Origin of the sequence: Klebsiella sp. A-Nf5, assembly GCF_002810545.1 — a bacterium.
In the GTDB taxonomy this organism is placed as follows: domain Bacteria; phylum Pseudomonadota; class Gammaproteobacteria; order Enterobacterales; family Enterobacteriaceae; genus Klebsiella; species Klebsiella variicola.
Genome location: NZ_PIOG01000129.1, coordinates 1 through 24,501, shown reverse-complemented (window position 1 = coordinate 24,501; position 24,501 = coordinate 1). Strand labels below are relative to the sequence as shown.

22 protein-coding genes and 1 pseudogene are annotated in these 24,501 nt (G+C 59.7%); 15 read left to right on the top strand and 8 right to left on the bottom strand.

Translation table 11 applies throughout. The features are described from left to right. Window positions 1–50: 50 nt before the first annotated feature. Window positions 51–2,096 carry a phenylacetic acid degradation bifunctional protein PaaZ gene (gene paaZ / locus CWM53_RS12655; protein ID WP_100729844.1) on the bottom strand — a complete coding sequence of 682 codons (2,046 nt, stop codon included), beginning with the start codon at window positions 2,094–2,096 and terminating at the stop codon, window positions 51–53. Window positions 2,097–2,383: 287 nt separating this feature from the next. Here paaZ and paaA point away from each other — a divergent pair, with 287 nt between their 5' ends. The 13 genes from paaA (at window position 2,384) to paaY (ending at window position 13,534) form a co-directional block, all read left to right on the top strand. Beyond that, complete coding sequence (gene paaA, locus CWM53_RS12650) at window positions 2,384–3,313, top strand: 1,2-phenylacetyl-CoA epoxidase subunit PaaA (RefSeq protein ID WP_004176377.1); 930 nt, start codon at window positions 2,384–2,386, stop codon at window positions 3,311–3,313. A gap of 11 nt (window positions 3,314–3,324) precedes the next feature. Beyond that, window positions 3,325–3,612, top strand: a complete 288-nt coding sequence (gene paaB, locus CWM53_RS12645) for a 1,2-phenylacetyl-CoA epoxidase subunit PaaB (RefSeq protein WP_002902768.1) — start codon at window positions 3,325–3,327, stop codon at window positions 3,610–3,612. A gap of 7 nt (window positions 3,613–3,619) precedes the next feature. Beyond that, window positions 3,620–4,375, top strand: a complete 756-nt coding sequence (paaC, locus tag CWM53_RS12640) for a 1,2-phenylacetyl-CoA epoxidase subunit PaaC (RefSeq protein WP_074386018.1) — start codon at window positions 3,620–3,622, stop codon at window positions 4,373–4,375. Window positions 4,376–4,386: 11 nt separating this feature from the next. Beyond that, entirely contained in the window at window positions 4,387–4,884 is a 498-nt protein-coding gene (gene paaD, locus CWM53_RS12635) for a 1,2-phenylacetyl-CoA epoxidase subunit PaaD (RefSeq protein ID WP_061154786.1), read from the top strand. 7 nt (window positions 4,885–4,891) lie between these two features. Beyond that, window positions 4,892–5,962, top strand: a complete 1,071-nt coding sequence (gene paaE, locus CWM53_RS12630) for a 1,2-phenylacetyl-CoA epoxidase subunit PaaE (RefSeq protein WP_100675673.1) — start codon at window positions 4,892–4,894, stop codon at window positions 5,960–5,962. Next, window positions 5,959–6,726 carry a 2,3-dehydroadipyl-CoA hydratase PaaF gene (paaF, locus tag CWM53_RS12625; RefSeq protein ID WP_100675672.1) on the top strand — a complete coding sequence of 256 codons (768 nt, stop codon included), beginning with the start codon at window positions 5,959–5,961 and terminating at the stop codon, window positions 6,724–6,726. Before paaE ends, paaF begins: the two co-directional genes overlap by 4 nt. Before the next feature lie 2 nt (window positions 6,727–6,728). Next, entirely contained in the window at window positions 6,729–7,517 is a 789-nt protein-coding gene (paaG, locus tag CWM53_RS12620) for a 2-(1,2-epoxy-1,2-dihydrophenyl)acetyl-CoA isomerase PaaG (protein ID WP_100630859.1), read from the top strand. 3 nt (window positions 7,518–7,520) lie between these two features. Then, the gene (locus tag CWM53_RS12615) at window positions 7,521–8,942 is read left to right on the top strand and encodes a 3-hydroxyacyl-CoA dehydrogenase (protein WP_100750800.1); all 1,422 of its coding nucleotides are present in this window, start codon (window positions 7,521–7,523) and stop codon (window positions 8,940–8,942) included. Then, window positions 8,932–9,354 carry a hydroxyphenylacetyl-CoA thioesterase PaaI gene (gene paaI / locus CWM53_RS12610; protein ID WP_002902876.1) on the top strand — a complete coding sequence of 141 codons (423 nt, stop codon included), beginning with the start codon at window positions 8,932–8,934 and terminating at the stop codon, window positions 9,352–9,354. Before CWM53_RS12615 ends, paaI begins: the two co-directional genes overlap by 11 nt. Next, a complete protein-coding gene (gene pcaF / locus CWM53_RS12605; RefSeq protein ID WP_100750799.1) occupies window positions 9,354–10,559 on the top strand; it encodes a 3-oxoadipyl-CoA thiolase in 1,206 nt (401 codons plus the stop codon). Before paaI ends, pcaF begins: the two co-directional genes overlap by 1 nt. A 26-nt stretch (window positions 10,560–10,585) precedes the next feature. After that, complete coding sequence (paaK, locus tag CWM53_RS12600; protein WP_074386011.1) at window positions 10,586–11,902, top strand: phenylacetate--CoA ligase PaaK; 1,317 nt, start codon at window positions 10,586–10,588, stop codon at window positions 11,900–11,902. Between the two features lie 99 nt (window positions 11,903–12,001). Next, window positions 12,002–12,928, top strand: coding sequence for a phenylacetic acid degradation operon negative regulatory protein PaaX (gene paaX / locus CWM53_RS12595; protein ID WP_165785077.1), 927 nt, complete (start codon window positions 12,002–12,004; stop codon window positions 12,926–12,928). Between the two features lie 9 nt (window positions 12,929–12,937). Beyond that, on the top strand, window positions 12,938–13,534 hold the full coding sequence (gene paaY, locus CWM53_RS12590) for a phenylacetic acid degradation protein PaaY (RefSeq protein WP_100729847.1): 597 nt from the start codon (window positions 12,938–12,940) through the stop codon (window positions 13,532–13,534). Between the two features lie 32 nt (window positions 13,535–13,566). Here the strand turns inward: paaY and nadS are convergent, their stop codons facing one another. From nadS to azoR, 3 genes are all read right to left on the bottom strand, one after another. Next, entirely contained in the window at window positions 13,567–13,851 is a 285-nt protein-coding gene (gene nadS / locus CWM53_RS12585) for a NadS family protein (RefSeq protein WP_088716961.1), read from the bottom strand. Window position 13,852: 1 nt separating this feature from the next. Further along, complete coding sequence (locus CWM53_RS12580; protein ID WP_100630855.1) at window positions 13,853–14,185, bottom strand: type II toxin-antitoxin system RelE/ParE family toxin; 333 nt, start codon at window positions 14,183–14,185, stop codon at window positions 13,853–13,855. A gap of 244 nt (window positions 14,186–14,429) precedes the next feature. Then, the gene (gene azoR, locus CWM53_RS12575) at window positions 14,430–15,035 is read right to left on the bottom strand and encodes an FMN-dependent NADH-azoreductase (RefSeq protein WP_074386007.1); all 606 of its coding nucleotides are present in this window, start codon (window positions 15,033–15,035) and stop codon (window positions 14,430–14,432) included. 260 nt (window positions 15,036–15,295) lie between these two features. Between azoR and hrpA the strand changes: the two genes are divergently transcribed. Together hrpA and CWM53_RS12565 are read left to right on the top strand one after the other, a co-directional pair. Next, entirely contained in the window at window positions 15,296–19,141 is a 3,846-nt protein-coding gene (gene hrpA / locus CWM53_RS12570; protein WP_264755255.1) for an ATP-dependent RNA helicase HrpA, read from the top strand. A gap of 29 nt (window positions 19,142–19,170) precedes the next feature. Beyond that, window positions 19,171–20,184: a hypothetical protein gene (locus CWM53_RS12565; protein WP_227521709.1), complete on the top strand. Its 1,014-nt coding sequence runs from the start codon at window positions 19,171–19,173 to the stop codon at window positions 20,182–20,184. A 100-nt stretch (window positions 20,185–20,284) separates the two neighbouring features. Here CWM53_RS12565 and CWM53_RS12560 read toward each other — a convergent pair whose 3' ends face one another. From CWM53_RS12560 to CWM53_RS12545, 4 genes and pseudogenes are all read right to left on the bottom strand, one after another. Next, window positions 20,285–20,944, bottom strand: coding sequence for an O-methyltransferase (locus CWM53_RS12560; RefSeq protein WP_100729849.1), 660 nt, complete (start codon window positions 20,942–20,944; stop codon window positions 20,285–20,287). Window positions 20,945–21,047: 103 nt separating this feature from the next. After that, window positions 21,048–22,418 carry an efflux transporter outer membrane subunit gene (locus CWM53_RS12555; protein WP_100729850.1) on the bottom strand — a complete coding sequence of 457 codons (1,371 nt, stop codon included), beginning with the start codon at window positions 22,416–22,418 and terminating at the stop codon, window positions 21,048–21,050. After that, window positions 22,415–23,500, bottom strand: coding sequence for an HlyD family secretion protein (locus CWM53_RS12550; protein ID WP_074386003.1), 1,086 nt, complete (start codon window positions 23,498–23,500; stop codon window positions 22,415–22,417). Before CWM53_RS12550 ends, CWM53_RS12555 begins: the two co-directional genes overlap by 4 nt. A gap of 28 nt (window positions 23,501–23,528) precedes the next feature. After that, window positions 23,529–24,501: pseudogene (locus tag CWM53_RS12545) on the bottom strand (MFS transporter); the annotation flags it as partial.

Here is a 24,501-nt window from a genome sequence, read left to right as displayed (position 1 = left end):
CTGTCTGTAGGCCCGCGCAAGCGCAGCGCCGCCGGGCGATTTTCAGCGCATCACGCCGGGAAATCCCCTTGCTGGCGCGCCACCAGGGTCAGAATGGAATACAGCGCCACCGCCTGCTGGTGCTGGTTGAAAATCTCCACCGCCCATTCCACCACGCCGGTGGCTTTCTCATCGGCGCTGCGCTGACGTTTGACCGTTTTCCGCTTACAGGTCAGGCGAACCTGAATGGTATCTCCCGGTTTGACCGGCTCAATAAAGCGCAGGTTTTCCATGCCGTAGTTGGCGATCACCGGCCCGACGCCGGCATCGACGAACAGCCCGGCCGCGGCGGAGATCAGGAAATAACCGTGGACCACGCGCTCGCCGAAAATCGACTCAGCGGCGGCGATTTTGTCCATATGCGCATAAAAATGGTCGCCGCTCAGGCAGGCGAAGTTAACGATATCCGCTTCGGTCAGCGTTCGGCGCGGGGTCAGTAAACTGTCGCCAGGCTGGATCTCTTCGAAGTATTTACGGAACGGGTGAATGCGGTCTTCGCTAACCTGCGCGCCTCGCACCCACTGCTGGCCGATGGTCGCCAGCATCGTTGGGCTGCCCTGGACCGCGGTACGCTGCATATAGTGTTTCACCGAGCGCAGTCCGCCAAGCTCTTCTCCGCCGCCAGCGCGGCCAGGGCCGCCGTGTATCAGCTGCGGCAGCGGCGAGCCGTGGCCGGTCGACTCTGCCGAGGACGCTTCGTTAAGGATCTGAATACGACCATGCGCGCGCGCGGCGCCAAGGATAAACTCGCGGGCCAGCTCGCCGCTGGCGGTGACCAGCGTACCGGCCAGACTACCGCCACCGGCGCGCGCCAGCGTCAGCGCATGCTGGCGGTCGCGATACGGCATTAGCGTCGCCACCGGGCCAAAGGCTTCAATGGCGTGAACCGCCGGCGTTTCATCCGGCTGCGGGCAGTACAGCAGGGTCGGTGGGAAGAACGCGCCGGCCGCGCTGAGGTCCGCTTCTCCGCCAAGCAGCGCTTCGCAGCCGGCGGCAATTAGTTTATTCACGCTCTCCTGTACGTCCTGACGCTGCTCGCTATTGACCAGCGCCCCCATTTTTATGCCTTCCTGCGCCGGGTCGCCGACGGTCACTTTATGCAGGCGGGCGATCAGTGCATCGCTAACCGCATTGATCTGCGCCAGCGGAACAATGATGCGACGGATAGCGGTACATTTTTGCCCGGCTTTTGCCGTCATCTCGCGGACCACCTCGCGGATAAACAGCGCGAATTCCGGTTGCTCCGGGGTGACATCTTCGCCTAACACACAGCAGTTGAGCGAATCCGCTTCCATCGTAAAGGGAATCGATTTGGCCACCAGGTTAGGGTGCGCCCGCAGCTGCTGGCCGGTGGCGGCTGAGCCGGTAAAGGTCACCACGTCCTGGCTATCGAGATGGTCGAGAAGATTGCCCGCGCCGCCGCAAATCAGGCTGATAGCGCCTTCCGGCACCAGGCCGCTGTCGACAATCGCTTTCACCATTGCCTGGGTGAGCTGGGCGGTAGCGGTGGCCGGTTTAATGATCGCCGGCATGCCGGCAAGCCAGGTCGGCGCCAGTTTTTCCAGCATTCCCCAGCAGGGGAAGTTGAAGGCGTTGATATGGACGGCGACGCCTGATTTTGATGTCAGCACATGACGCGCGGCAAAACCGCCTTGTTTGGAGAGCGGGATCAGCTCGTCCTCCGGCCACAGGATATCGTCCGGCAATTCGCGACTACCGAGCCCGGCATAGGTGAAAAGGGTGCCGATGCCGCCTTCAATATCCACCCAACTGTCGGCGCGGGTGGCGCCGGTTTGCGCGGAGATGGCGTAGAACTCGTCTTTCTGCTCCAGCAACCGTTTTGCTACCGCTTTTAACATCGCGCTGCGTTCAATAAAGGTCATGGCTTGCAGAGCCTTACCGCCGCGCTCAATCGCGAAGCGGCGCGCTTGCGCCATATCTAGGCCTTCGCTGGTCACCTCCCACAGCGCCGCCCCGGTAATGGCGTGATGGATAGTACGGGCGCGGCCCCGGCCGGTCTGCCAGGCGCCCGATAAGTAGCTGGCTAACTGCTGCATCGTCAATCTCCAAATGTGTTACGTGTGATATCTATAAATAGTTCTTTTATGAATCATAAAAATCAAGTCTGTATTTAATAATTTATTAACATTGTGATCGGTGCTTAATTGATTGTTTTGTTTATATCACTGATTTATAGGTTATTTACAAAAGGTTTTGCGGTTAGCATCACAAAAAGAACAAACAAAATTTGTGGTTTTATTTAACTAATATGTAACCTTCAATAAACAAAGTGATTCACATAAATGTTTTTGTTGTGAATATCGGAATCATAAGAGGTGATGACGTGACAGAAGAACAACGCTTTGACCAGCGCATCGCGCAGGAAACGGCCATCGAACCGCAGGACTGGATGCCGGATGCCTACCGTAAGACCTTGATTCGTCAGATAGGCCAGCACGCGCACTCGGAAATCGTCGGCATGCTGCCGGAAGGCAACTGGATCACCCGCGCGCCGACGCTGCGCCGCAAAGCGATCCTGCTGGCTAAGGTGCAGGATGAGGCCGGACACGGGCTGTATCTCTATAGCGCCGCGGAAACGCTGGGCTGCGCGCGGGAAGACCTGTATCAGAAGATGCTCGACGGGCAGATGAAATACTCCTCCATTTTTAACTATCCAACCCTCAGCTGGGCCGATATCGGCGTGATCGGCTGGCTGGTCGATGGCGCGGCCATCGTCAACCAGGTGGCGCTGTGCCGGACATCCTACGGCCCCTACGCCCGGGCGATGGTCAAAATCTGCAAAGAGGAGAGCTTTCACCAGCGCCAGGGATTTGAAGCCTGCATGGCGCTGGCGCAGGGCAATGACGCGCAGCGGCAGATGCTGCAGGACGCCATTAACCGCTTCTGGTGGCCGGCGCTGATGATGTTTGGCCCCAACGACGACAACTCGCCGAACAGCGCCCGCAGCATGGCGTGGAAAATCAAACTGCACTCCAACGACGAACTGCGTCAGCGCTTCGTCGATAACACCGTGCCGCAGGTAGAGATCCTCGGCATGACCGTCCCGGACCCGGATTTGCAGTTTGATGAAGCCAGCGGCCATTACCGCTTCGGCGAAATCGACTGGCAGGAGTTTAACGAGGTGATTAGCGGCCGTGGCATTTGCAATCACGAGCGGCTTGCCGCCAAGCGTAAGGCCTGGGAAGAGGGTGAATGGGTGCGCGAAGCCGCGCTGGCCCATGCGCAAAAACAGCAGGCCCGCAGCGCGGCATGAGGAGAGACAACATGAGCAAAGTTTACTGGCCGTTATATGAAGTGTTCGTTCGCAGCAAACAGGGGTTATCCCATCGTCACGTCGGCAGTCTGCACGCTGCCGATGATCAAATGGCGCTGGAGAATGCCCGCGATGCCTACACCCGCCGCAGCGAAGGCTGCTCAATTTGGGTGGTGAAGGCCAGCGAAATCGTTGCTTCGCAGCCGGAAGATCGCGGCGAATTCTTCGACCCGGCGGAAAGCAAAGTCTACCGTCATCCGACTTTCTATACCGTGCCGGACGGCATGGAACATATGTGAGGCGGCGATGAATAACCCTAACCCCGTAGCCACCTACGCCCTGCGTCTTGGCGACAATGGTCTGGTTCTGGCCCAGCGTTTAGGCGCCTGGTGCGGCCATGCTCCCGAGCTCGAGATCGATCTTGCGCTGGCCAACATCGGCCTCGACCTGCTCGGCCAGGCGCGCAATTTTTTAAGCTATGCCGCCGAGCTTAACGGCTGCGGCGACGAAGATACGCTGGCCTTTGGCCGCGATGAGCGCCAGTTCAGCAACCTGCTGCTGGTGGAGCAGCCAAACGGCAATTTTGCCGACACTATCGCCCGCCAGTTCTTTATCGACGTCTGGCATGTTGCCCTGTTCAGCCGGCTGGTGAACAGCCGCGATACGCAGCTGGCGGCCATTGCCGCCAAAGGGCTGAAAGAGGTGCGTTACCACCAGCGCTTTAGCCGCGGCTGGCTGGAGCGTCTTGGTAACGGCACCGAGGTATCAAATCGCAAAATGCAGCAGGCGGTCGACAATCTGTGGCGCTTCACCGGCGAACTGTTCCTTGCCGATGAAGTGGAGCTCAGCCTGGTTGAGCAGGGTATTGCGGTTGATCCGCGCGAGCTTCAGGCCGAATGGCAAAGCGCGGTACATACGGCGCTGCTCGACTCCGGTTTACAGATCCCGCAGGAAGCGGCCTTCCGCAGCGGCGGCAAACAGGGGCTGCACAGTGAACATCTCGGCCCGCTGCTGGCGGAGATGCAATATCTGCAGCGTTCGCATCCCGGACTGCAGTGGTAAGTGAGGTGACTATGCAACGTCTTGCCGATATCGCTCCAGCAGAGGTTCGTACCATCTGGGGATTATTAAGCGCGATCCCGGATCCGGAAGTGCCGGTACTCACCATCACCGACCTCGGTATGGTGCGCAGCGTCGCGCGCCACGGCGACGGTTGGGTGATTGGCTTTACCCCGACCTATTCGGGCTGTCCGGCAACGGAGCATCTGCTGGGCGAGATCCGCGCCGTGATGAGCGAACATGGCTTTGTGCCGGTACATATCGTCCTGCAGCTGGATCCGCCGTGGACCACCGACTGGATGAGCCAGGAGGCCCGCGAGCGCCTGCGCCAGTACGGCATCAGCCCGCCCCAGGGGCATGCCTGCCATGCGGACATGCCCACCGAGGTGAGCTGTCCGCGCTGCGGCAGCACCCATACCTCGCTGATAAGCGAATTCGGTTCCACGGCCTGCAAAGCGCTCTATCGCTGCGACAACTGCCGCGAACCTTTTGATTACTTTAAATGTATTTGAGGTTGCCATGACGACGTTCCATTCGCTTAAGGTGGTGAGAGTCGAGCCGGAAACCCGCGATGCGGTGACCATCACTTTTGCGATCCCGCAAGCCCTGCAGGCGGAATACTGCTTTCGTCCGGGCCAGCATCTGACGCTAAAAGCCCGTCTGGGCGGCGAAGAACTGCGCCGCTGTTACTCCATTTGTCGCAGCCGCACGCCCGGCGAAATTAGCGTCGCGGTCAAAGCTATCGACGGCGGGCGCTTCTCGCGCTACGCCCAGCACGATATCCAGCAGGGTATGGAGCTGGACGTGATGGTGCCGCAGGGGCATTTCGGTTATCAACCGCAGGCTGAACGGCAGGGTGAGTATCTGGCGATTGCCGCCGGCTCCGGGATCACGCCGATGATGGCGATCATTAGCGCGACGCTGGCGACCGAGCCGCAAAGCCGCTTCACGCTGATCTACGGCAACCGCAGCAGCCATAGCATGATGTTCCGCCAGGCGCTGGCCGATTTAAAAGACCGCTATCCGCAGCGCCTGCAGGTGATACACCTGTTTAGCCAGGAATCGATGGACAGCGATCTGCTACAGGGGCGCATTGACGGCGACAAACTGCGCCAGCTCGCTGACCATCTGCTGGATTTTAGCCGTTTCGACGAGGCCTTTATCTGCGGTCCGGCGGTGATGATGGACGAGGCGGAAGCGGCGTTACGTGAACTTGGCGTAGCGGAGAAATCGATTCATCTCGAACGCTTTAATACACCAGGCGGCAATGTGAAGCGCGCCGCTGGCGTGCAGGCGGAAGGGCGCACGGTGACCATCCGCCAGGACGGGCGCGATAGGCTGATCGCCCTCAGCGCCGAAGACGACAGCATTCTGGATGCCGCGTTGCGTCAGGGCGCGGATCTGCCGTTCGCCTGTAAGGGCGGGGTATGCGCCACCTGTAAATGCAAAGTGCTGCGCGGTGAAGTGGCGATGGCCGCCAATTACAGCCTGGAAGCGGATGAGCTGGCGGCGGGATATGTCCTGAGCTGCCAGTCGCTGCCAACCAGCGGCGACGTGGTGGTCGACTTTGACGCGCGGGGGATGGCATGAGTGACCTGCTGATCCACCGTCATGGCCGGGTGCTACAGCTGACACTAAACCGTCCGCAGGCCCGCAACGCGCTGAACAATGCCTTATTGACCCAGATTGCCGAGGCGCTGGAGGTTGCGGCAGTTGATGACAGCGTCGGCGTCTGCGTTATCAGCGGCAACCCGCGTTTTTTCGCCGCCGGGGCCGACCTCAATGAGATGGCGGAGAAAGATCTGCCAGCCACCCTTGACGATATTCGCCCACGGTTGTGGGCACGAATTGATGCTTTCACTAAACCGCTCATCGCTTCGGTCAACGGCTACGCGCTTGGCGCCGGCTGCGAGCTGGCCCTGCTGTGCGACCTGATTGTCGCCGGCGACAACGCCCGCTTTGGCCTGCCGGAAATTACCCTCGGCATTATGCCGGGCGCGGGCGGCACCCAGCGGCTGATCCGCAGCGTTGGCAAGGCGCTGGCCAGCCGGATGGTGCTGAGCGGCGAGAGTATTGACGCCCGCCAGGCCCTGCAGGCCGGGCTGGTCAGCGATATCCATCCGGCGGCGTTAACCGATGAGTACGCCCTGAAACTGGCAACCACCATCGCCCGCCATTCGCCGTTAGCGCTACGGGCGGCAAAACAGTCGCTGCGCCTGTCGCAGGAAGTCAGTTTGCAGGCCGGTCTGCAACAGGAGCGTCAGTTGTTTAGCCTGCTGAGCGCCACCGAGGACCGCCGCGAAGGCATCGACGCCTTCTTACAAAAACGTACACCGGACTTTAAAGGACGCTAATCGTGGAAGCTTTCATTCTCAGCGCAGTGGAACAGGGCGTTATGACCATTACCCTCAATCGCCCGGACCGCCTCAACAGTTTTAACGACCTGATGCATCAACAGCTGGCGGACTGTCTGAAGCAGGCCGAGCGCGACGACGGCGTACGCTGCTTGCTGATCACCGGCGCCGGACGCGGCTTCTGCGCCGGCCAGGATTTGAACGACCGCAATGTCGACCCCAGCGGCCCGCCGCCGGATCTTGGTCTGTCGGTAGAACGCTTTTACAACCCGCTGGTACGCCGTCTGGCGGCGCTGCCGAAACCGGTCATCTGCGCGGTTAACGGCGTGGCCGCCGGCGCAGGCGCTACCCTGGCGCTGGGCTGCGATATCGTGCTGGCCGCGCGTTCGGCCAAATTTGTGATGGCGTTCAGTAAGCTCGGCCTGGTGCCGGACTGCGGCGGTAGCTGGTTCCTGCCGCGGGTGGCCGGCCGCGCGCGCGCGATGGGGCTGGCGCTGCTGGGCGATAGCCTCAGCGCGGAACAAGCCGCGCAGTGGGGAATGATCTGGCAGCTGGTGGACGATTCAGAACTGGCGGATACCAGTCTGCAGCTGGCGCGCCATCTGGCGGCGCAACCGACGTTTGGTCTTGGGCTGATTAAAAAGGCGCTGCTGGCTGCTGAAACCAACAGTCTCGACGCGCAGCTGGACCTGGAGCGCGATTATCAACGTCTGGCCGGGCGCAGCGATGATTACCGCGAAGGGGTCAGCGCGTTTCTGGCCAAACGGCCACCACAGTTCAGCGGGAAATAGGCCATGACAACATCCTTAGCCAACGTGGCAGTGATCGGCAGCGGCACCATGGGCGCTGGTATTGCCGAAGTGGCCGCCGCCGCCGGACATCCGGTGCGTATTTTCGATATTAATCAAACCGCGATTGCCCGGGCGATCGACGGCATTGCCAGGCGTCTCGCCTCACGGGTCGAGCGCGGCAAACTGGCGTCAGAGCAGGCCGACGCGTTGCTGGCGCGCCTGCATCCGGCCCACGATTTAGCCGCGCTTGCCGACGCGGATTTAGTGATCGAAGCGGCCTCTGAACGGCTGGAGGTCAAAACGGCGCTGTTCGCGCAGCTGGCGGCGATCTGCGCGCCGTCAACGTTGTTGACCAGCAATACCTCGTCGATTTCGATTACCGCCATCGCCGCCGGGGTCAAAAACCCGGAGCGGGTGGCCGGGTTACACTTTTTTAATCCGGCGCCGGTGATGAAGCTGGTCGAGGTGGTGAGCGGCCTGGAGACGTCTGCGGAGGTGGTAGAGCAGCTGTGCCAGTGCGTAAGCGGTTGGGGGAAACAGCCGGTACGCTGCCGCTCAACGCCCGGTTTTATTGTTAACCGCGTAGCGCGTCCATTCTACGCTGAGGCCTGGCGCGCGCTGGAAGAGCAGGTTGCCGCCCCTGAGGTTATTGATGCCGCTTTGCGTGACGGCGGTGGTTTTCCGATGGGGCCGTTAGCGCTGACGGACCTGATTGGTCAGGACGTCAACTTCGCCGTGACCTGCTCGGTATTTAACGCCTTCTGGCAGGACCGCCGCTACCTGCCATCGCTCCTGCAGCAAGAGCTGGCGCTGGCCGGGCGGCTGGGTAAAAAGAGCGGTCACGGCGTTTATCACTGGCCTACGGAGACGCAGCCGGACGCGGCGTTGCCGCCCGTATCTACTGGCGCTCAATCCATTACAGTTGTAAGTGACAACGTCACTGAATTAGATGATCTCTTGTTGCTGGAGACCGAAGGCGAGACGGCGCTGGCGCTGAGTGTGAAGCACCACCGCCCGGTGGTGGTGTATGACCTGTGCGCCAGCGATACGGTGGTGCTGGCCGCAGCGGCGACCAACGCGCCGGCGGCGACGGACAAAGCGGTGCACTACTTCCAGCAGCAGGGCAAGAAAGTACTGCGTATTGCCGATTATCCCGGCCTGCTGGTATGGCGCACGGTGGCGATGCTGATTAACGAAGCGCTGGATGCGGTGCAAAAAGGCGTCGCCAGCCCGCAGGATATCGATACCGCGATGCGCCTTGGCGTCAACTATCCGTACGGCCCGCTGGCGTGGGGAGAACGCCTCGGCTGGCGGCGGGTGCTGCGTCTGCTGGAGAACCTGCAACATCATTACGGCGAGGAGCGCTATCGCCCCAGTTCCCTGTTGCGCCAGAAGGCGCTGATGGAGAAGCACTATGAGCAATGATCCGTGGCGCAACGCGCGCGTGATGTACGAAAAAGATACCTGCGCCAGAAAGATGGGGATCGAACTTATCGAAATGGACGACGGTTTTGCGCAGATGAGCATGACCGTCTCGGCGGACATGCTTAACGGCCATCAGACCTGTCACGGCGGCCAGCTATTTACGCTTGCCGATACCGCTTTTGCCTACGCCTGTAACAGCCAGGGGCTGGCGGCGGTGGCCTCGGCGGCAAGCATTGATTTTCTTCGCCCGGCGTTTGCCGGCGACCGGCTGGTCGCCACCGCCAGAGTCAAACAGCAGGGCAAGCTGACCGGTGTCTACGACATTGAAATTGTTAATCAACAGCAAAAAATTGTGGCCCTGTTCCGCGGCAAATCGCACCGCATCGGCGGCACAATCACAGGAGACGTGTAATGCGCGACGCCTTTATTTGTGACGGGATCCGCACGCCGATTGGCCGCTACGGCGGCGCGCTGGCCGGCGTCCGCGCCGACGACCTGGCGGCGATCCCGCTGCGTGAGCTGCTGAGCCGTAACCCCGGGCTCGACCCGGCAGCGATTGATGATGTGATTTTCGGCTGTGCGAATCAGGCCGGTGAAGATAACCGCAACGTAGCGCACATGGCGACGCTGTTGGCCGGTTACCCGCATAGCGTACCGGGCACCACCATTAACCGCTTGTGCGGATCGGGTCTGGATGCGATCGGCTTTGCCGCCAGGGCGATCAAAGCTGGCGATGCCGATCTGCTGATTGCCGGCGGCGTGGAATCGATGTCGCGCGCGCCGTTCGTGATGGGAAAAGCCAGCGCGCCGTATCAGCGTCAGGCGGAACTCTTTGATACCACGATTGGCTGGCGTTTTGTGAACCCGCTCATGGCGCAACACTTCGGAACTGACAGCATGCCGGAAACGGCCGAGAATGTAGCTGAATTGTTAAATATCAGCCGGATCGATCAGGACGCTTTCGCCTGGCGCAGCCAGCAGCGTACGGCGCAGGCCCAGCGCGACGGCATTCTGGCGCAGGAGATCGTGCCGGTGCAGATCATCGGCAAGAAAGGGGCGGTTAGCGATGTGCGCGAGGACGAGCATCCCCGCCCGGAAACCACGCTTGAGCAGCTGGCGAAACTGAAAGCGCCGTTTCGCCAGGGCGGCGTCATTACCGCAGGCAATGCTTCCGGCGTTAACGATGGCGCCGCGGCGCTGATTATCGCCAGCGAACAGCAGGCCGCTATCCAGGGGCTCACGCCGCGGGCGCGTATCGTGGCGATGGCGACGGCGGGTGTTGAACCGCGCCTGATGGGACTGGGGCCGGTGCCGGCGGTGCGTAAAGTGCTGGAGCGAGCCGGACTCAATATTAACGATATGGATCTGATTGAGCTGAATGAGGCCTTCGCCGCCCAGGCGCTGGGGGTGCTCAGACAGCTTGGCGTGCCGGATGATGCGGCGCACGTGAATCCCAACGGCGGCGCCATCGCGTTAGGCCATCCGCTGGGCATGAGCGGCGCGCGGTTAGCGCTGAGCGCCAGTCTTGAGCTGCAACGCCGGGGCGGGCGCTATGCGCTGTGTACGATGTGTATTGGCGTGGGTCAGGGCATTGCCATGATCCTCGAGCGAGTGTGAGCTAATTTACCTGCGAGTACCCTACAATGATAACTACTACAAAATTAGATCCGATTGAAACCGCATCGCGTGACGAACTGCAGGCCCTGCAAACCCAGCGCCTGAAATGGACGCTGAAGCATGCGTATGACAATGTGCCGATGTATCGCCGCAAATTCGACGCCGCCGGCGTGCACCCTGACGACTTCCGGGAATTAAACGACCTGAAAAAATTCCCCTGTACCACCAAACAGGATCTGCGCGACAACTATCCCTTCGATACCTTCGCGGTGCCGATGGAGCAGGTGGTGCGCATTCACGCCTCTTCCGGCACCACCGGCAAACCGACGGTGGTGGGTTATACGCAAAACGATATTGATAACTGGGCCAATATTGTCGCCCGTTCGCTGCGCGCGGCCGGTGGTTCAGCAAAAGATAAAATTCACGTCGCCTACGGCTACGGCCTGTTTACCGGCGGCCTTGGCGCGCACTACGGCGCGGAGCGTTTAGGCGCGACGGTGATCCCGATGTCTGGCGGACAGACCGAAAAACAGGCGCAACTGATCCGCGACTTCCAGCCGGATATGATCATGGTGACGCCGTCCTACTGTCTGAATCTGATTGAAGAGCTGGAGCGCCAGATGGGCGGCGATGCGCGCGGTTGTTCATTGCGAGTCGGCGTGTTTGGCGCCGAGCCGTGGACGCTGGCGATGCGCGCGGAGATCGAGCGTCGTCTGGGGATCACCGCGCTGGATATTTACGGTTTGTCAGAGGTGATGGGGCCAGGGGTGGCAATGGAGTGCCTGGAAACCGTTGACGGCCCGACCATCTGGGAAGACCACTTCTTCCCGGAAATCGTCAACCCGGACGACGGTACGCCGCTGGAAGATGGCGAGCATGGCGAACTGCTGTTTACCACGTTGACCAAAGAAGCGCTGCCGGTGATCCGCTATCGTACCCGCGATCTGACGCGCCTGCTGCCGGGCACCGCGCGGACCATGCGCCGCATGGATCGCATCAGTGGACGCAGCGACGATATGCTGATTATCCGCGGGGTTAACGTCTTCCCCTCGCAGCTGGAAGAGGAGATCCTCAAGTTTGAACACCTGGCGCCGCACTATCAGTTAGAGGTCAATCGCCGCGGTCATCTTGATTCGCTGGCGGTACGCGTTGAGCTGAAAGAGAGCGGGCTGGCGTTAAGTCATGAACAACGCTGCCAGATTTGCCATCAGCTGCGCCATCGCATTAAGTCGATGGTCGGGATCTCTACCGATATTACTATCGTCAACTGCGGCAGCATTCCCCGCTCTGAAGGGAAAGCCTGTCGGGTATTCGACCTGCGTAAAGCGGTGGTCAGCGGTTAATTCTCTCCCCGGTAACCCGGCTGAGGCCTTTACGCCATAAGCCGGGATTTTCCTGTGCTATGATTCATAAAGGAAAAATATAACAACAGAATGAATCAGATGAGTAAACTCGACGTCTTTATTCAACAAGCGGTGACGGCGACGCCGATCAGCGGCACGTCATTAATTGCCTCGCTGTATGGCGATGCCCTGTTACAACGCGGTGGGGAAGTGTGGCTGGGTAGCGTCGCGGCGCTGCTGGAAGGATTAGGATTTGGCGAGCGCTTTGTCCGCACTGCGCTGTTTCGCCTCAATAAAGAAGAGTGGCTCGATGTCGTGCGTATCGGCCGGCGTAGCTTCTATCGCCTGAGCGATAAAGGCCTGCGCCTGACCCGGCGCGCGGAACATAAAATTTATCGCGCGAACGCGCCGGAATGGGACGGCACCTGGCTGCTGCTGCTCTCGGAAGGCCTGGAGAAAAATGTGCTGGCCGACGTCAAAAAGCAGCTACTGTGGCAGGGGTTTGGCGCACTGGCGCCCAACCTGTTGGCCTCGCCGTCGCAAAAGCTGGCCGATGTCCAGTCGCTGCTCCATGAAGCGGGCGTCGCCGAAAACGTCATCTGTTTTGAAGCCCATTCGCCGCTGGCGCTCTCCCGTGCGGCGCTGCGCAGCCGGGTGGAGGAGTGCTGGCATCTCACCGAACAAAACGAGATGTATGAATCGTTCATCTCGCTATTCCGACCGTTACTGCCGCTGCTGCGCGACTGCGACCCGGCCGAGCTGACGCCGGCGCGCTGTTTCCAGATCCAGCTGCTGCTGATCCATTTTTATCGCCGGGTGGTGCTCAAAGATCCGCTGCTGCCGGAAGAGCTGCTGCCGGCGCACTGGGCGGGGCAAACCGCCCGCCAGCTGTGTATCAATATTTATCAACGCGTGAATCCCGGCGCGCTGGCGTTCGTCAGCGAGAAAGGGGAAAGCTCGGTGGGCGAGCTTCCCGCGCCGGGCCCGCTCTATTATCAGCGCTTTGGCGGTTTGCTGGGCGCATAAGGAGGTTGCATGCCGATTTATCAGATTGATGGACTGACGCCAGTGGTGCCGGAGGAGAGCTACGTCCACCCAACCGCCGTGCTGATTGGCGACGTGATCCTCGGTAAAGGGGTGTATGTTGGGCCCAACGCCAGCCTGCGCGGCGATTTTGGCCGCATTGTGGTCAAAGACGGCGCCAATATTCAGGACAACTGCGTCATGCACGGTTTCCCCGGCCAGGATACGGTGGTGGAAGAGGATGGCCACATCGGTCACGGCGCTATTCTGCACGGCTGCGTGATTGGCCGCAACGCGCTGGTGGGGATGAGCGCGGTGATTATCGACGGGGCGGTCATTGGCGAAAACAGCATTGTCGGCGCTTCGGCCTTTGTCAAAGCCAACGCCGAGATGCCCGCGAATCATTTAATTATCGGCAGCCCGGCAAAAGCGATTCGTACGCTGAGCGAACAGGAGCTGGAGTGGAAAAAACAGGGTACCCGTGAATACCAGGTGCTGGTGGAACGCTGTAAGCAGTCGCTGCATCAGGTTGAACCGTTGCGGGAAGTGGAAGCAGGGCGTAAGCGACTGGAGTTTGATGAAAACCTGCGGCCAAAAACGCAGCGCTAACTTCCCAGGGCAACCCGGAGAGGTTGAGTGGATTAGTGCTCAGCCAGTTCGCGAAAGAACGCTGGGTTGGCCTGGATAACCGCCAGTACTTTTGCTGCCAGGCCTGTCGGGTTGCGCCGCCTGGACTCCCAGCTTTTGATGGTATCCACGCTGGTACCCAGTGCTTTTGCCATTTCCGCCTGCGAAACATTAAGCTGCGCGCGGATGGCTTTCACATCAGCCACTTCATAGCGCGTCGCCCGGGCTGGGGCCTTGTTGCCGTCTTTGATCTCAACAGCCTCTTCCAGAGACGCTTTAAGCTCGTCAAAGTAACCCATTTCAAGCCTCATTTTTTAGTCGCCGGGTCAGTTTCCTGAGTTCGTGTTTTTCCGCTGCGCTCAGGCTCTCTTTGGTGTGCTTCGGGTAGGCTAAGACGAGATAGATAATCTCGCGGGTTGCCAGAAAATAAATCACCCGCACGCCGCCGCTTTTTCCCTGTGAGCCTGTCGCCATTCTTATTTTCCGTAACCCGCCGGTATCCTGGATAAGATCGCCAAAATCCGGGTTGCCTATGAGTTGCCTCTGCAGTGCCCTCAGATCTTCATCGCTAGCCAGCTGTTTTATTTGGCGGGTAAATAGCGACGTTTCGATAAATTCAATGGCATGACACACGAAAACGCGCCTTGCTAAGGTACCATGTACACCATTGAGTGTACATAGTACGCACTCCTGTTTTTGACCATGACAACGGTTGCCGTCAGCCACCGGCAGTGAGCCAGATTCGTGCGGCGACAGCCATGGTACAGACTGGATGCTTAAAGCGTTGGAATGATGCGTGAATTTACGAGGCGGCTCGTAAAAGGGGAAACGGGCGGGGGGAAAAAAACACTCCCACCGGGCGGCGGGAGTGGAAATCTTAGGCTGCAACCACGCTGTCGATGGCCGCTTTCGCGTCGGACTGCGCTTTGGCCGCCACTTCCGGGCCGTAAGCGATACCCTCGGCGAACACGAAGTTCACGTCGGTGATGCCGATGAAACCGAGGAAGGTGGACAGGTACGGGGTGACCAGATCGGTCGGGGTATCTTTATGGATACCGCCGCGGCTGGTGACGACGATCGCACGTTTACCGGTCACCAGACCTTCCGGCCCTTTCTCGGTGTAGCGGAAGGTGACGCCGGCGCGAGCCACCAGGTCAAAATAGTTTTTCAGCTGCGTCGGGATGTTGAAGTTGTACATCGGGGCAGCGATAACAATCACATCGTTCGCTTTCAGTTCGGCGATCAGCTCGTCGGAAAGGGACAGCGCTTCCTGCTGACGCGGGGTCAGCGGGGTGTCGCTCGGACGCAGGGCGCCGACCAGTTCACCATCCAGGACCGGGATCGGATTAGCGGCCAGGTCACGCACGGTGATCTCGTCGCCCGGGTGTTTTTCCTGCCATTGTTCAACAAAATAGTCGGAAAGCTGACCAGATTGTGAGTACCCTGCCAGAATACTGGATTTCAGAACTAATACTTTGCTCATGGGTGTTTCCTTTTTTAATGTGATTGACGGGTCAATGCCCTGGTGCTTGTTGACACTGTATTCACAATCGCGCCACAGAGATAGCGCAATATATCGAATCCTATATTCAGATTTTTTGAACAAGGCGCGAATGACACAGATGTGGTACTCTAAGGCAATACTTCAAAAGAGATTTTCCCGGCAGAGCTCTGCCCGATAACGCTATGACAGAACAACAAAAAATCACCTTCCCCCAGCTTTATCAACAGCTCGACGGCCTGATGCTGCGCGATAAAACGCGCTTTGCCCGCCGTCTGCACGGTGTGAAGAAGGTTAAAAATCCTGAATCGCAACAGGCCATTCTGCAGGAGATGGCGCAGGAGATAAGCCAGGCAGCCGGTAAAGTCCTGCTGCGCGAAGCGGCGCGTCCGGCCATCACCTATCCGGAAAACCTGCCGGTTAGCCAGAAAAAACAAGAGATTCTCGAGGCGGTGCGCGACCACCAGGTGGTGATTGTCGCCGGGGAGACCGGTTCGGGCAAAACCACCCAGTTGCCCAAAATCTGCATGGAGTTGGGGCGCGGGCTGAAAGGACTCATCGGTCATACCCAGCCGCGTCGTCTGGCCGCGCGAACCGTCGCCAACCGTATCGCCGAGGAGCTGCAAACGGAGCCGGGCGGTTGCATCGGCTATAAAGTCCGCTTTAGCGATCACGTCAGCGACAACACCATGGTCAAGCTGATGACCGACGGTATTCTGCTGGCGGAGATCCAGCAGGATCGCCTGCTGATGCAGTACGACACCATCATTATCGATGAAGCGCACGAGCGCAGTCTGAACATTGATTTTCTGCTCGGCTATCTGAAAGAGCTCCTGCCGCGCCGCCCGGACCTGAAAATCATCATTACCTCGGCGACCATCGACCCGGAACGTTTCTCAAAGCATTTCAATCATGCGCCCATTATCGAAGTCTCCGGGCGGACTTACCCGGTGGAAGTCCGCTACCGGCCGATAGTGGAAGAGGCGGACGACACCGAGCGCGATCAATTACAGGCGATTTTTGATGCGGTTGACGAACTGGGGCGCGAAGGGCCCGGCGATATTCTGATCTTTATGAGCGGTGAGCGGGAAATTCGCGATACCGCTGATGCGCTGAATAAGCTGGATCTGCGCCATACTGAAGTGCTGCCGCTGTATGCCCGCCTGTCCAACAGCGAGCAGAACCGCGTCTTCCAGCCGCACAGCGGACGACGCATCGTGCTGGCGACCAACGTGGCGGAAACTTCGCTGACCGTGCCGGGCATTAAATACGTTATCGATCCCGGTACTGCGCGTATCAGCCGTTACAGCTACCGCACCAAGGTGCAGCGCCTGCCGATCGAGCCGGTTTCCCAGGCGTCCGCCAACCAGCGTAAGGGCCGCTGCGGCCGCGTTTCGGAAGGGATCTGTATTCGTCTTTATTCGGAAGACGATTTCCTGTCGCGCCCGGAGTTTACTGACCCGGAAATTCTGCGTACCAACCTGGCGTCGGTCATCCTGCATATGACCGCCCTGGGCTTAGGCGATATCGCCGCCTTCCCGTTTGTCGAAGCGCCGGATAAGCGCAATATCCAGGACGGCGTGCGCCTGCTGGAAGAGCTGGGCGCCATCACCACCGATGAGCAGGCCACCGCCTATAAGCTAACGCCGATGGGCCGCCAGCTCAGCCAGCTGCCGGTGGATCCGCGTCTGGCGCGCATGGTGCTGGAGGCGCAGAAGCACGGCTGCGTGCGGGAAGCGATGATCATCACCTCCGCGCTGTCGATTCAGGACCCGCGCGAGCGGCCGATGGATAAGCAGCAAGCGTCGGATGAAAAACACCGCCGCTTCCATGATAAAGAGTCCGATTTCCTCGCCTTCGTCAATCTGTGGAACTACCTTGGCGAGCAGCAGAAGGCGCTGTCGTCGAATCAGTTCCGCCGCCAGTGCCGGGTCGATTTTCTTAACTATCTGCGCGTGCGCGAGTGGCAGGACATCTACACCCAGCTGCGCCAGGAGGTAAAAGAGCTCGGCCTGCCGATCAACAGCGAGCCGGCGGAATATCGCGAGATCCATACCGCGTTGCTGACCGGTTTGCTGTCGCACATCGGCATGAAGGATGCCGATAAGCAGGAGTTTACCGGCGCGCGCAACGCCCGCTTCTCCATCTTCCCGGGTTCCGGCTTGTTTAAAAAGCCGCCGAAGTGGACGATGGTGGCCGAGCTGGTAGAAACCAGCCGACTGTGGGGGCGCATCGCCGCCCGCATTGAGCCGGAGTGGGTGGAGCCGGTAGCGCAGCACCTGATCAAGCGCTCGTACAGCGAACCGCACTGGGAGCGGGCGCAGGGCGCGGTGATGGCGACGGAGAAGGTCACCGTCTACGGCCTGCCGATCGTTGGCGCGCGCAAGGTCAACTACAGCCAGATCGACCCGACGCTGTGCCGCGAACTGTTTATCCGCCACGCGCTGGTGGAGGGCGACTGGCAGACGCGGCATGCCTTCTTCCGGGAAAACCTGAAGCTGCGGGCGGAAATCGAAGAGCTGGAGCATAAATCGCGCCGCCGCGACATTCTGGTGGATGACGAAACCCTGTTCGAGTTCTACGACCAGCGCATTAGCCACGACGTCATCTCCGCCCGTCATTTTGATGCCTGGTGGAAGCAGGCCAGCCGCGAAACGCCAGACTTGCTCAATTTTGAAAAGAGCATGCTGATTAAAGAGGGGGCGGAGCAGGTCAGCAAGCTGGACTACCCGAACTTCTGGCATCAGGGCAACCTCAAGCTGCGGCTTAGCTACCAGTTTGAACCGGGCGCCGATGCCGATGGCGTGACGGTGCATATTCCGCTGCCGCTGCTGAATCAGGTGGAGGAGGCCGGGTTTGAATGGCAGATCCCCGGCCTGCGTCGCGAGCTGATTATCGCGCTGATAAAATCGCTGCCGAAGCCGGTGCGGCGCAATTTCGTCCCGGCCCCTAACTATGCGGAAGCGTTTCTCGGCCGGGCGACGCCGCTTGAGCTGCCGCTGCTCGATTCGCTGGAGCGGGAGTTGCGTAAGATGACCGGCGTGACCATCGACCGCGAGGCCTGGCAGTGGGATCAGGTGCCCGATCACCTGAAAATCACCTTCCGGGTGGTGGATGACAAAAACAAGAAGCTGCAGGAAGGGCGCTCGCTGCAGGCATTGAAAGACGCGCTGAAGGGCAAAGTTCAGGAGACGCTGTCGGCGGTGGCCGATGACGGCATCGAGCAGAGCGGGCTGCATATCTGGAGCTTTGGTACGCTGGCGGAAAGTTACGAACAGAAACGCGGCAACTATAAGGTGAAAGCCTGGCCGGCGCTGGTGGACGAGCGCGACAGCGTGGCTATCAAGCTGTTTGATAATCCACAGGAACAGCAGCAGGCCATGTGGCGCGGTCTGCGTCGCCTGCTGCTGCTCAACATCCCGTCGCCAATTAAGTATCTGCACGAAAAACTGCCGAACAAAGCCAAGCTTGGGCTCTATTTTAACCCGTACGGTAAAGTGCTGGATCTGATTGACGATTGCATCTCCTGCGGCGTTGATAAGCTTATCGACGAGGCGGGTGGTCCGGTGTGGACGGAAGAGGGCTTCAGTCAATTGCACGATAAAGTGCGAGCCGAGCTCAACGACACGGTGGTGGAGATCGCTAAACAGGTCGAGCAGATCCTCACCGCGGTGTTCAATATCAACAAACGGCTGAAAGGCCGCGTGGATATGACCATGGCGCTGGGGCTGTCGGATATCAAAGCGCAGATGGCGGGTCTGGTGTATCGCGGTTTTGTCACCGGCAACGGTTTCCGCCGTCTTGGCGATACGCTGCGCTATCTGCAGGCGATTGAAAAGCGTCTGGAGAAGATGGCTATCGATCCGCACCGCGATCGCGCACAAATGCTGAAAATTGAGAGCGTGCAGCAGGCATGGCAGCAGTGGCTGAATAAGCTGCCGCCGAACCGCCGTGAGGACGACGATGTTCGGGAGATCCGCTGGATGATCGAGGAACTGCGGGTGAGCTTCTTCGCCCAGCAGCTGGGCACCCCGTATCCTATCTCGGACAAACGCGTCCTGCAGGCGATGGAGCAGATCACGCCGTAATCCCCTCCTTCCCCCCGCCCGGTGGCGCTGTGCTTGCCGGGCGGGGGCATATCCTGAGGCTGATACTCATCAGTACGCCGCACCCGATAATCTTCCCGCCCCTGATGTGGCCCATACCGGTTATCCCGGACGTAAAATTAACGGATTCTGAAAATCGCCCCGGTGGCTTGGGGAACCTGCTTTATTGGCGTATTTTTAGCCTCGCTTTGCCGGATAAACAGGACACGGAGTCTATTTTTACCATGATGGCTATGTACAGACTATTTATGCTGGTGTCGGCAATTCTTGTTATTACGGCGTGTAAACCCTTCGTTGACGCTTTCTCCTGTGATGAAACACAGCGGGCGATCAACGATGCCAATTTTTTTATTTTGACCTATCTTACGCCGCTGACTGGCGAGGTGCAGGGCGTGCAAATCGTCGGTAGCCAAAATAACGAGTCTGGCACCCTTCGTTTTGCCCGGTGCCGTCGGCTGGAACGTTACGAGCGAGCAAAAACCTTTAATACCGCGCATGACTCCACGATAGTCAGAGATAATGTTCACTGGCGAAATGATAAAGGATGGATGCGGGAATATATCCGACAGACCCGGAGCGCGACGGGAAATATCAGCAAGATGATTATACGCACTCAGTTTTATACTGATAATCTCGGGCGCATTGTACGTTCAGAGAATCTACTCGTGTCGCAGCAACCGCCCAAAGCCATGAGCACGACCACCTATCACTATGACGACCGCCACCGCCTGGTGCGTAAAACGGTCAATGGCGGCATGATGGCCATGCTTGCTGTCAATTATCGCTACGCGGAAGGGCATTTAAGCCGCATTGCCGACTCGGATTCGACCACGACGCTGCGTTGGGATGAAAAAGGGCGGTGGTTATCCGAGGAAAGAACCACCACTTATCGTACAAAACACCAGTCGCGCTGTTTAGGCTGGGACCCCGAGGGGAACTGTACCGGGGAATATGGCGAGCATGAAGGATACGGCGGAAAAAGCGAAGCGTCTCTGCACTATCAGTATACGTATTATCCCCAATGATCGTCAGCGGAAGAATGCCGCTGGTGACGCGTCCCGGCGCGGGTTTTCTCCCTCTCCCTTGGGGAGAGGGCCGGGGTGAGGGCATCAGGCCGCCCGGATCTCACCCATTCACCAGCGCCAGCGTAAACCCATCCCATCCCTTAATGCCCACCGTCTGCAACGCGGTGGCGGTGAGCCGCGGGTTATCCCCGATCATTTCGATAAACCGACGCACGCCCTGCACGCGCGCATCATCGCTTTGCCCGTTAATCACTTCGCCATCGCGCACCACGTTATCGCCCACGATCAGCGTCCCGGGGCGCGAATAGTGCAGCGCCCACTCCAGATAGCGAGGATTATTAGGTTTATCGGCATCAATAAAGATCAGGTCGAACGGCTGCACATCCGCGAAATTTTCCAGTGTGTTCAGCGCCGGTCCTTCAATGAGTTCAATGCGCTCGTTTAGCCCCGCAAGGCGGATATTCTGGCGCGCCACCCCGGCATGGCCAGGATCGGCCTCGAGGGTCATCAGCTTTCCGTCGGCGGGCAGCGCGCGCGCCATCCAGATAGCGCTATAGGCGCCGAGTGTGCCAATTTCCAGGATCCGCCGCGCCTGCGTTATGCGCACCAACAGCGCCAGAAATTGCCCCTGATTGGCTGCAACATCATGTTCAGGTAGCCCGGCGCGTTTGTTGTTTTCCAGAACCTGACTCAGTATGTCATCTTCAGGAATAAGCGAAGAAATCATGAAATTATCGACGGCAGACCACTGTTGTTGCATAGATTGACTCCCTGGTGGTAGTTGCCGGGTAGCGCGACGCTATCCCGGTCTGAAAATGGGTTTCTGCGCTCTCCACGGTTGTGGACCGGCGCACACAGGGTATTCACGCGTTCATCCAGCCGCCTCCCAGCGCCCGGTACAGATCGATCTGCGCCAGCAGCAGGTTGTTCTTCACCTGCACCACGCTCAACTGGGTGGAGAACAGCGTTCGCTGGGCATCAAGCACATCCAGGTACGAAGAGTAGCCGTTACGGTAGCGATTCTGCGCAATGCGCAATGTTTCCTCCGCCACCGCTACCTGCCCCTGCAGTTCGGTCAGCTGTTCACCGTAGCGGCTAATGGCGTCAAGGCTGTCATTCACCTCTTTAAACGCGCCGCGCACCGTTTTCTCGTAGCTATAGAGCGCCTGGTTGCGCTGGGCCATGGAGACATCCACCTGGGCATTTAACGCCTGGCGGTTAAGCAGCGGCGCCAAAATACTGCCGCCGACGCTCCACAGCCGCAGCGGGTTGTCCAGCAGGTCCGGCAGTGTACGATCCTGCAGGCTGCCGGTGGCGGTGAGGTTGATGACGGGGAGCAGCTGCGCCTGCGACGAGGCCAGCGTGGCATCGGCGGCCACCAGCTGACGCTGAGCCTGTACGATATCCGGGCGGCGGTTGAGTAAGGTGGACGGCAGTTGCGACGGCAGACGCAGCGGAGTGAGCTGGGCGAACTCGCCGCGTTTTACCGCGCCGGGGTTATCACCCAGCAGCACGCTGAGCGCATTTTCCTGCTGCGCAATCTGGTGCTGTAGCGGCGGGATCTGCGCTCGCGTTGAGCGCAGCTCCGAATCTGCCTGCATCAGCTCAAGGCGTGAAGTATACCCGGTTTCAAACTGACGTTTGGCCAGGCGCCACGCGTCTTCCCGTGATTTCAGCGTCTGCTGGGTAACCCGCAGCTGCTCATCCAGCGACAACAGCGTCACGTAGCCGACGGCCACCGAGCTGGCGACGCTCAAATTGGCCGCGGCTGCAGCGGCTTTTTGCGCCTCGAGGCTGGCCCCGGCGGCGCTGGCCGCGTTGCGGTTCGCTCCCCAGATATCGACGTCATAGCTGGCGGTCAGGCCGCCTTTGTACAGCGTGCTATGGATCGGCAGGCCGGTGGCGGCGGACTGGGCGCGGGCGCGGGTGCCGGTCAGGCTGGCGTCCAGCGAGGGGAAAAGGCTGCTGTCGGCGGCATAGGCCCGCGCCTGATACTCATTCACCCGCTCCCGGGCGATCAGCACATCGCTGTTATAGCGCAGCGCCCGGTCGACATACTGATTGAGCGTGCTGTCATGGAAATTACGCCACCAGACGCCTTCCACCGGGCTGGCAGGGCCAACGTCGGCCCGCCAGGCGGCAGGGATGGTGAGCGTCGGTTGCGCCTGCTGCACGTCGGCGGACTGACAGCCGACCAGCGCCAGGGCGAGGGCAAGGGTGACCGGGCGGATCATGGCTGTTTCTCCGCGCGGGTATCAATGGTCACCTGCACCGACATACCGGGACGCAGGTGTTCGCTGTACTTCTGCCCGTCGTTGACCGTAATGCGCACCGGGATCCGCTGGGCGATCTTGACGAAGTTGCCGGTGGCGTTGTCCGGTGAGATGGCGCTGAATTCCACCCCGGTCGCCGGGGAGATGCTCTGCACCTTGCCGTGGAAACGCTCGCCGTTGAGCGCGTCGACGGTGAAGGTCACCGGCTGACCGAGACGCACATCGGCCAGCTGGGTCTCTTTCAGGTTGGCGATCACCCAGTGCTGGGGCGGGACCAGCGAAGTCAGATGGGTTCCGGCGCTGACGTAGGCGCCAAGACGCACCGAAATCTGACCCAGCTGGCCGCCGGTGGGGGCGATGATCTGCGTATTCTGCAGGTCAATCTGCGCCAGCTCGAGGGCGGCTTTGGCGCTGGCGACGTCGGCTTCCAGCGAATCGCGATTGACGATGGTCGATTCACGGTCCTGGCGCGACATCTCCAGCGCCGCTTTCGCCTGTTCAATATCCGCAGCCCCTTGCGCCGCGCTGGCGCGCGCCGAATCACGCTCGCGGATCGACAGCGAACCATCGGCAGTCAGCTCCTGCACCCGTTTTAAATCAGCCTGGATTTTCAGATTCTGCGCGCGGGCGTTTTGCAGCGCGGCTTCATTTTTGGCGATCGTCGCCTCGGCGCTTTTGCGCTGCTGCAGGTTGTTGCGCAGCGCGGCCTCCTTCATCGCCAGCGTAGCCTGAGCCTGATGCACCCGCTGCTTATAGATGCGATCGTCTATCTGGAACAGCACCTCGCCCGGCTCGACAATCGCGAAATCTTTGACGTTGACGGCAGTGATGTAGCCGTTGACCTGCGGGCTGATAAAGGTGGTCTGCCCGCGCACATAGGCGTTGTCGGTAAACTGGCTATGCCGGGTGAACGGCGGCAGTTGCCAGGCGTAGAGGATCACCAGTACGCCGACGATACCTATCGCCGCGGCGGAAAAAATGGAGACCACGCGAATGTTGTTCCGGGTGTTGGCCTGTTGTTTGGCCGCATCCTGCTGACTCATAACGACTCCAGAGATGAAATGATGATAATTATTTGCTGCCGGTGGCGCGTTTTAAGGCGATACGGGCGGTCAGTCGTAAGCGAATTAAGCGCCAGAAAACCCACACTAATGTGCCGGCGGAGATCGCCGCCGTCAGCAGATAGGTGTCATTCCAGGCGAGAATATTGGCCTGCAGTGTCGCGGCGTTTTGCAGCAAGGTGGTGGCCTGAACGTTAAGCAGGGTGCTGTCGCCGATCTGGCTCTGGTACATCTGGCTGTACTGCTGCAGCCGCTCGACGATCAGCGGGTTCAGAGTGGTTATCTGGTCCGCCAGCTGGCTGGAATGAAATTTTTCCCGCCAGGTCTGGAAGGTGCCGAGGATCGCCGACCCCAGCAGGCCGCCGATGTTCTGGCTCATGCCGAATAGCACCGAGAAGCTGACCAGGTTGCGCGGATCGGCAAACACGCCGCCAATGCCGGCGAGCATCGCCGGGGCCAGGAAGAAGGCGCTGCCGAAGCCAAGTAAAAACTGGCTGAACATTAATTGTTCCGGACGGGTGAGGGCGTTGGACTGGCTGTCGAGCAGCGAGGCTACCATGATCAGCGCCAGGGCGGTGGCGGTCGGCCAGTAGAGCTTCTGCGGGTTGAGCGTCAGACAGCTGGCGATGATCCCGCACAGAATGCCGGCGAAAATAGACCACGCGAGGTTAGTCATCTGTTCGTTTTGCAGGCCAACGTACTGCAACCAGCCGATGACCCCGGTGTTCTGCTCCGCCAGCACGATGCGGATTAGCAGCATAATCAGGCCGAGGCGTACGATGCTGCCGCTGGAGAGCCATTTGGTATTGAGCAGGGGATTGCTGCGGTTATGCTCAAAGGCGATAGCGGCGACGATCAGCACCACGGCGGCCGCCAGCGACCAGCCGATCCACGGCGCTTCAAACCACCACTCGAGCCGCCCCAGCGACAGCACGGCGCACACTAGCGCCATGCCGGGCGCCAACAGAAAGAAGGTGATAAAA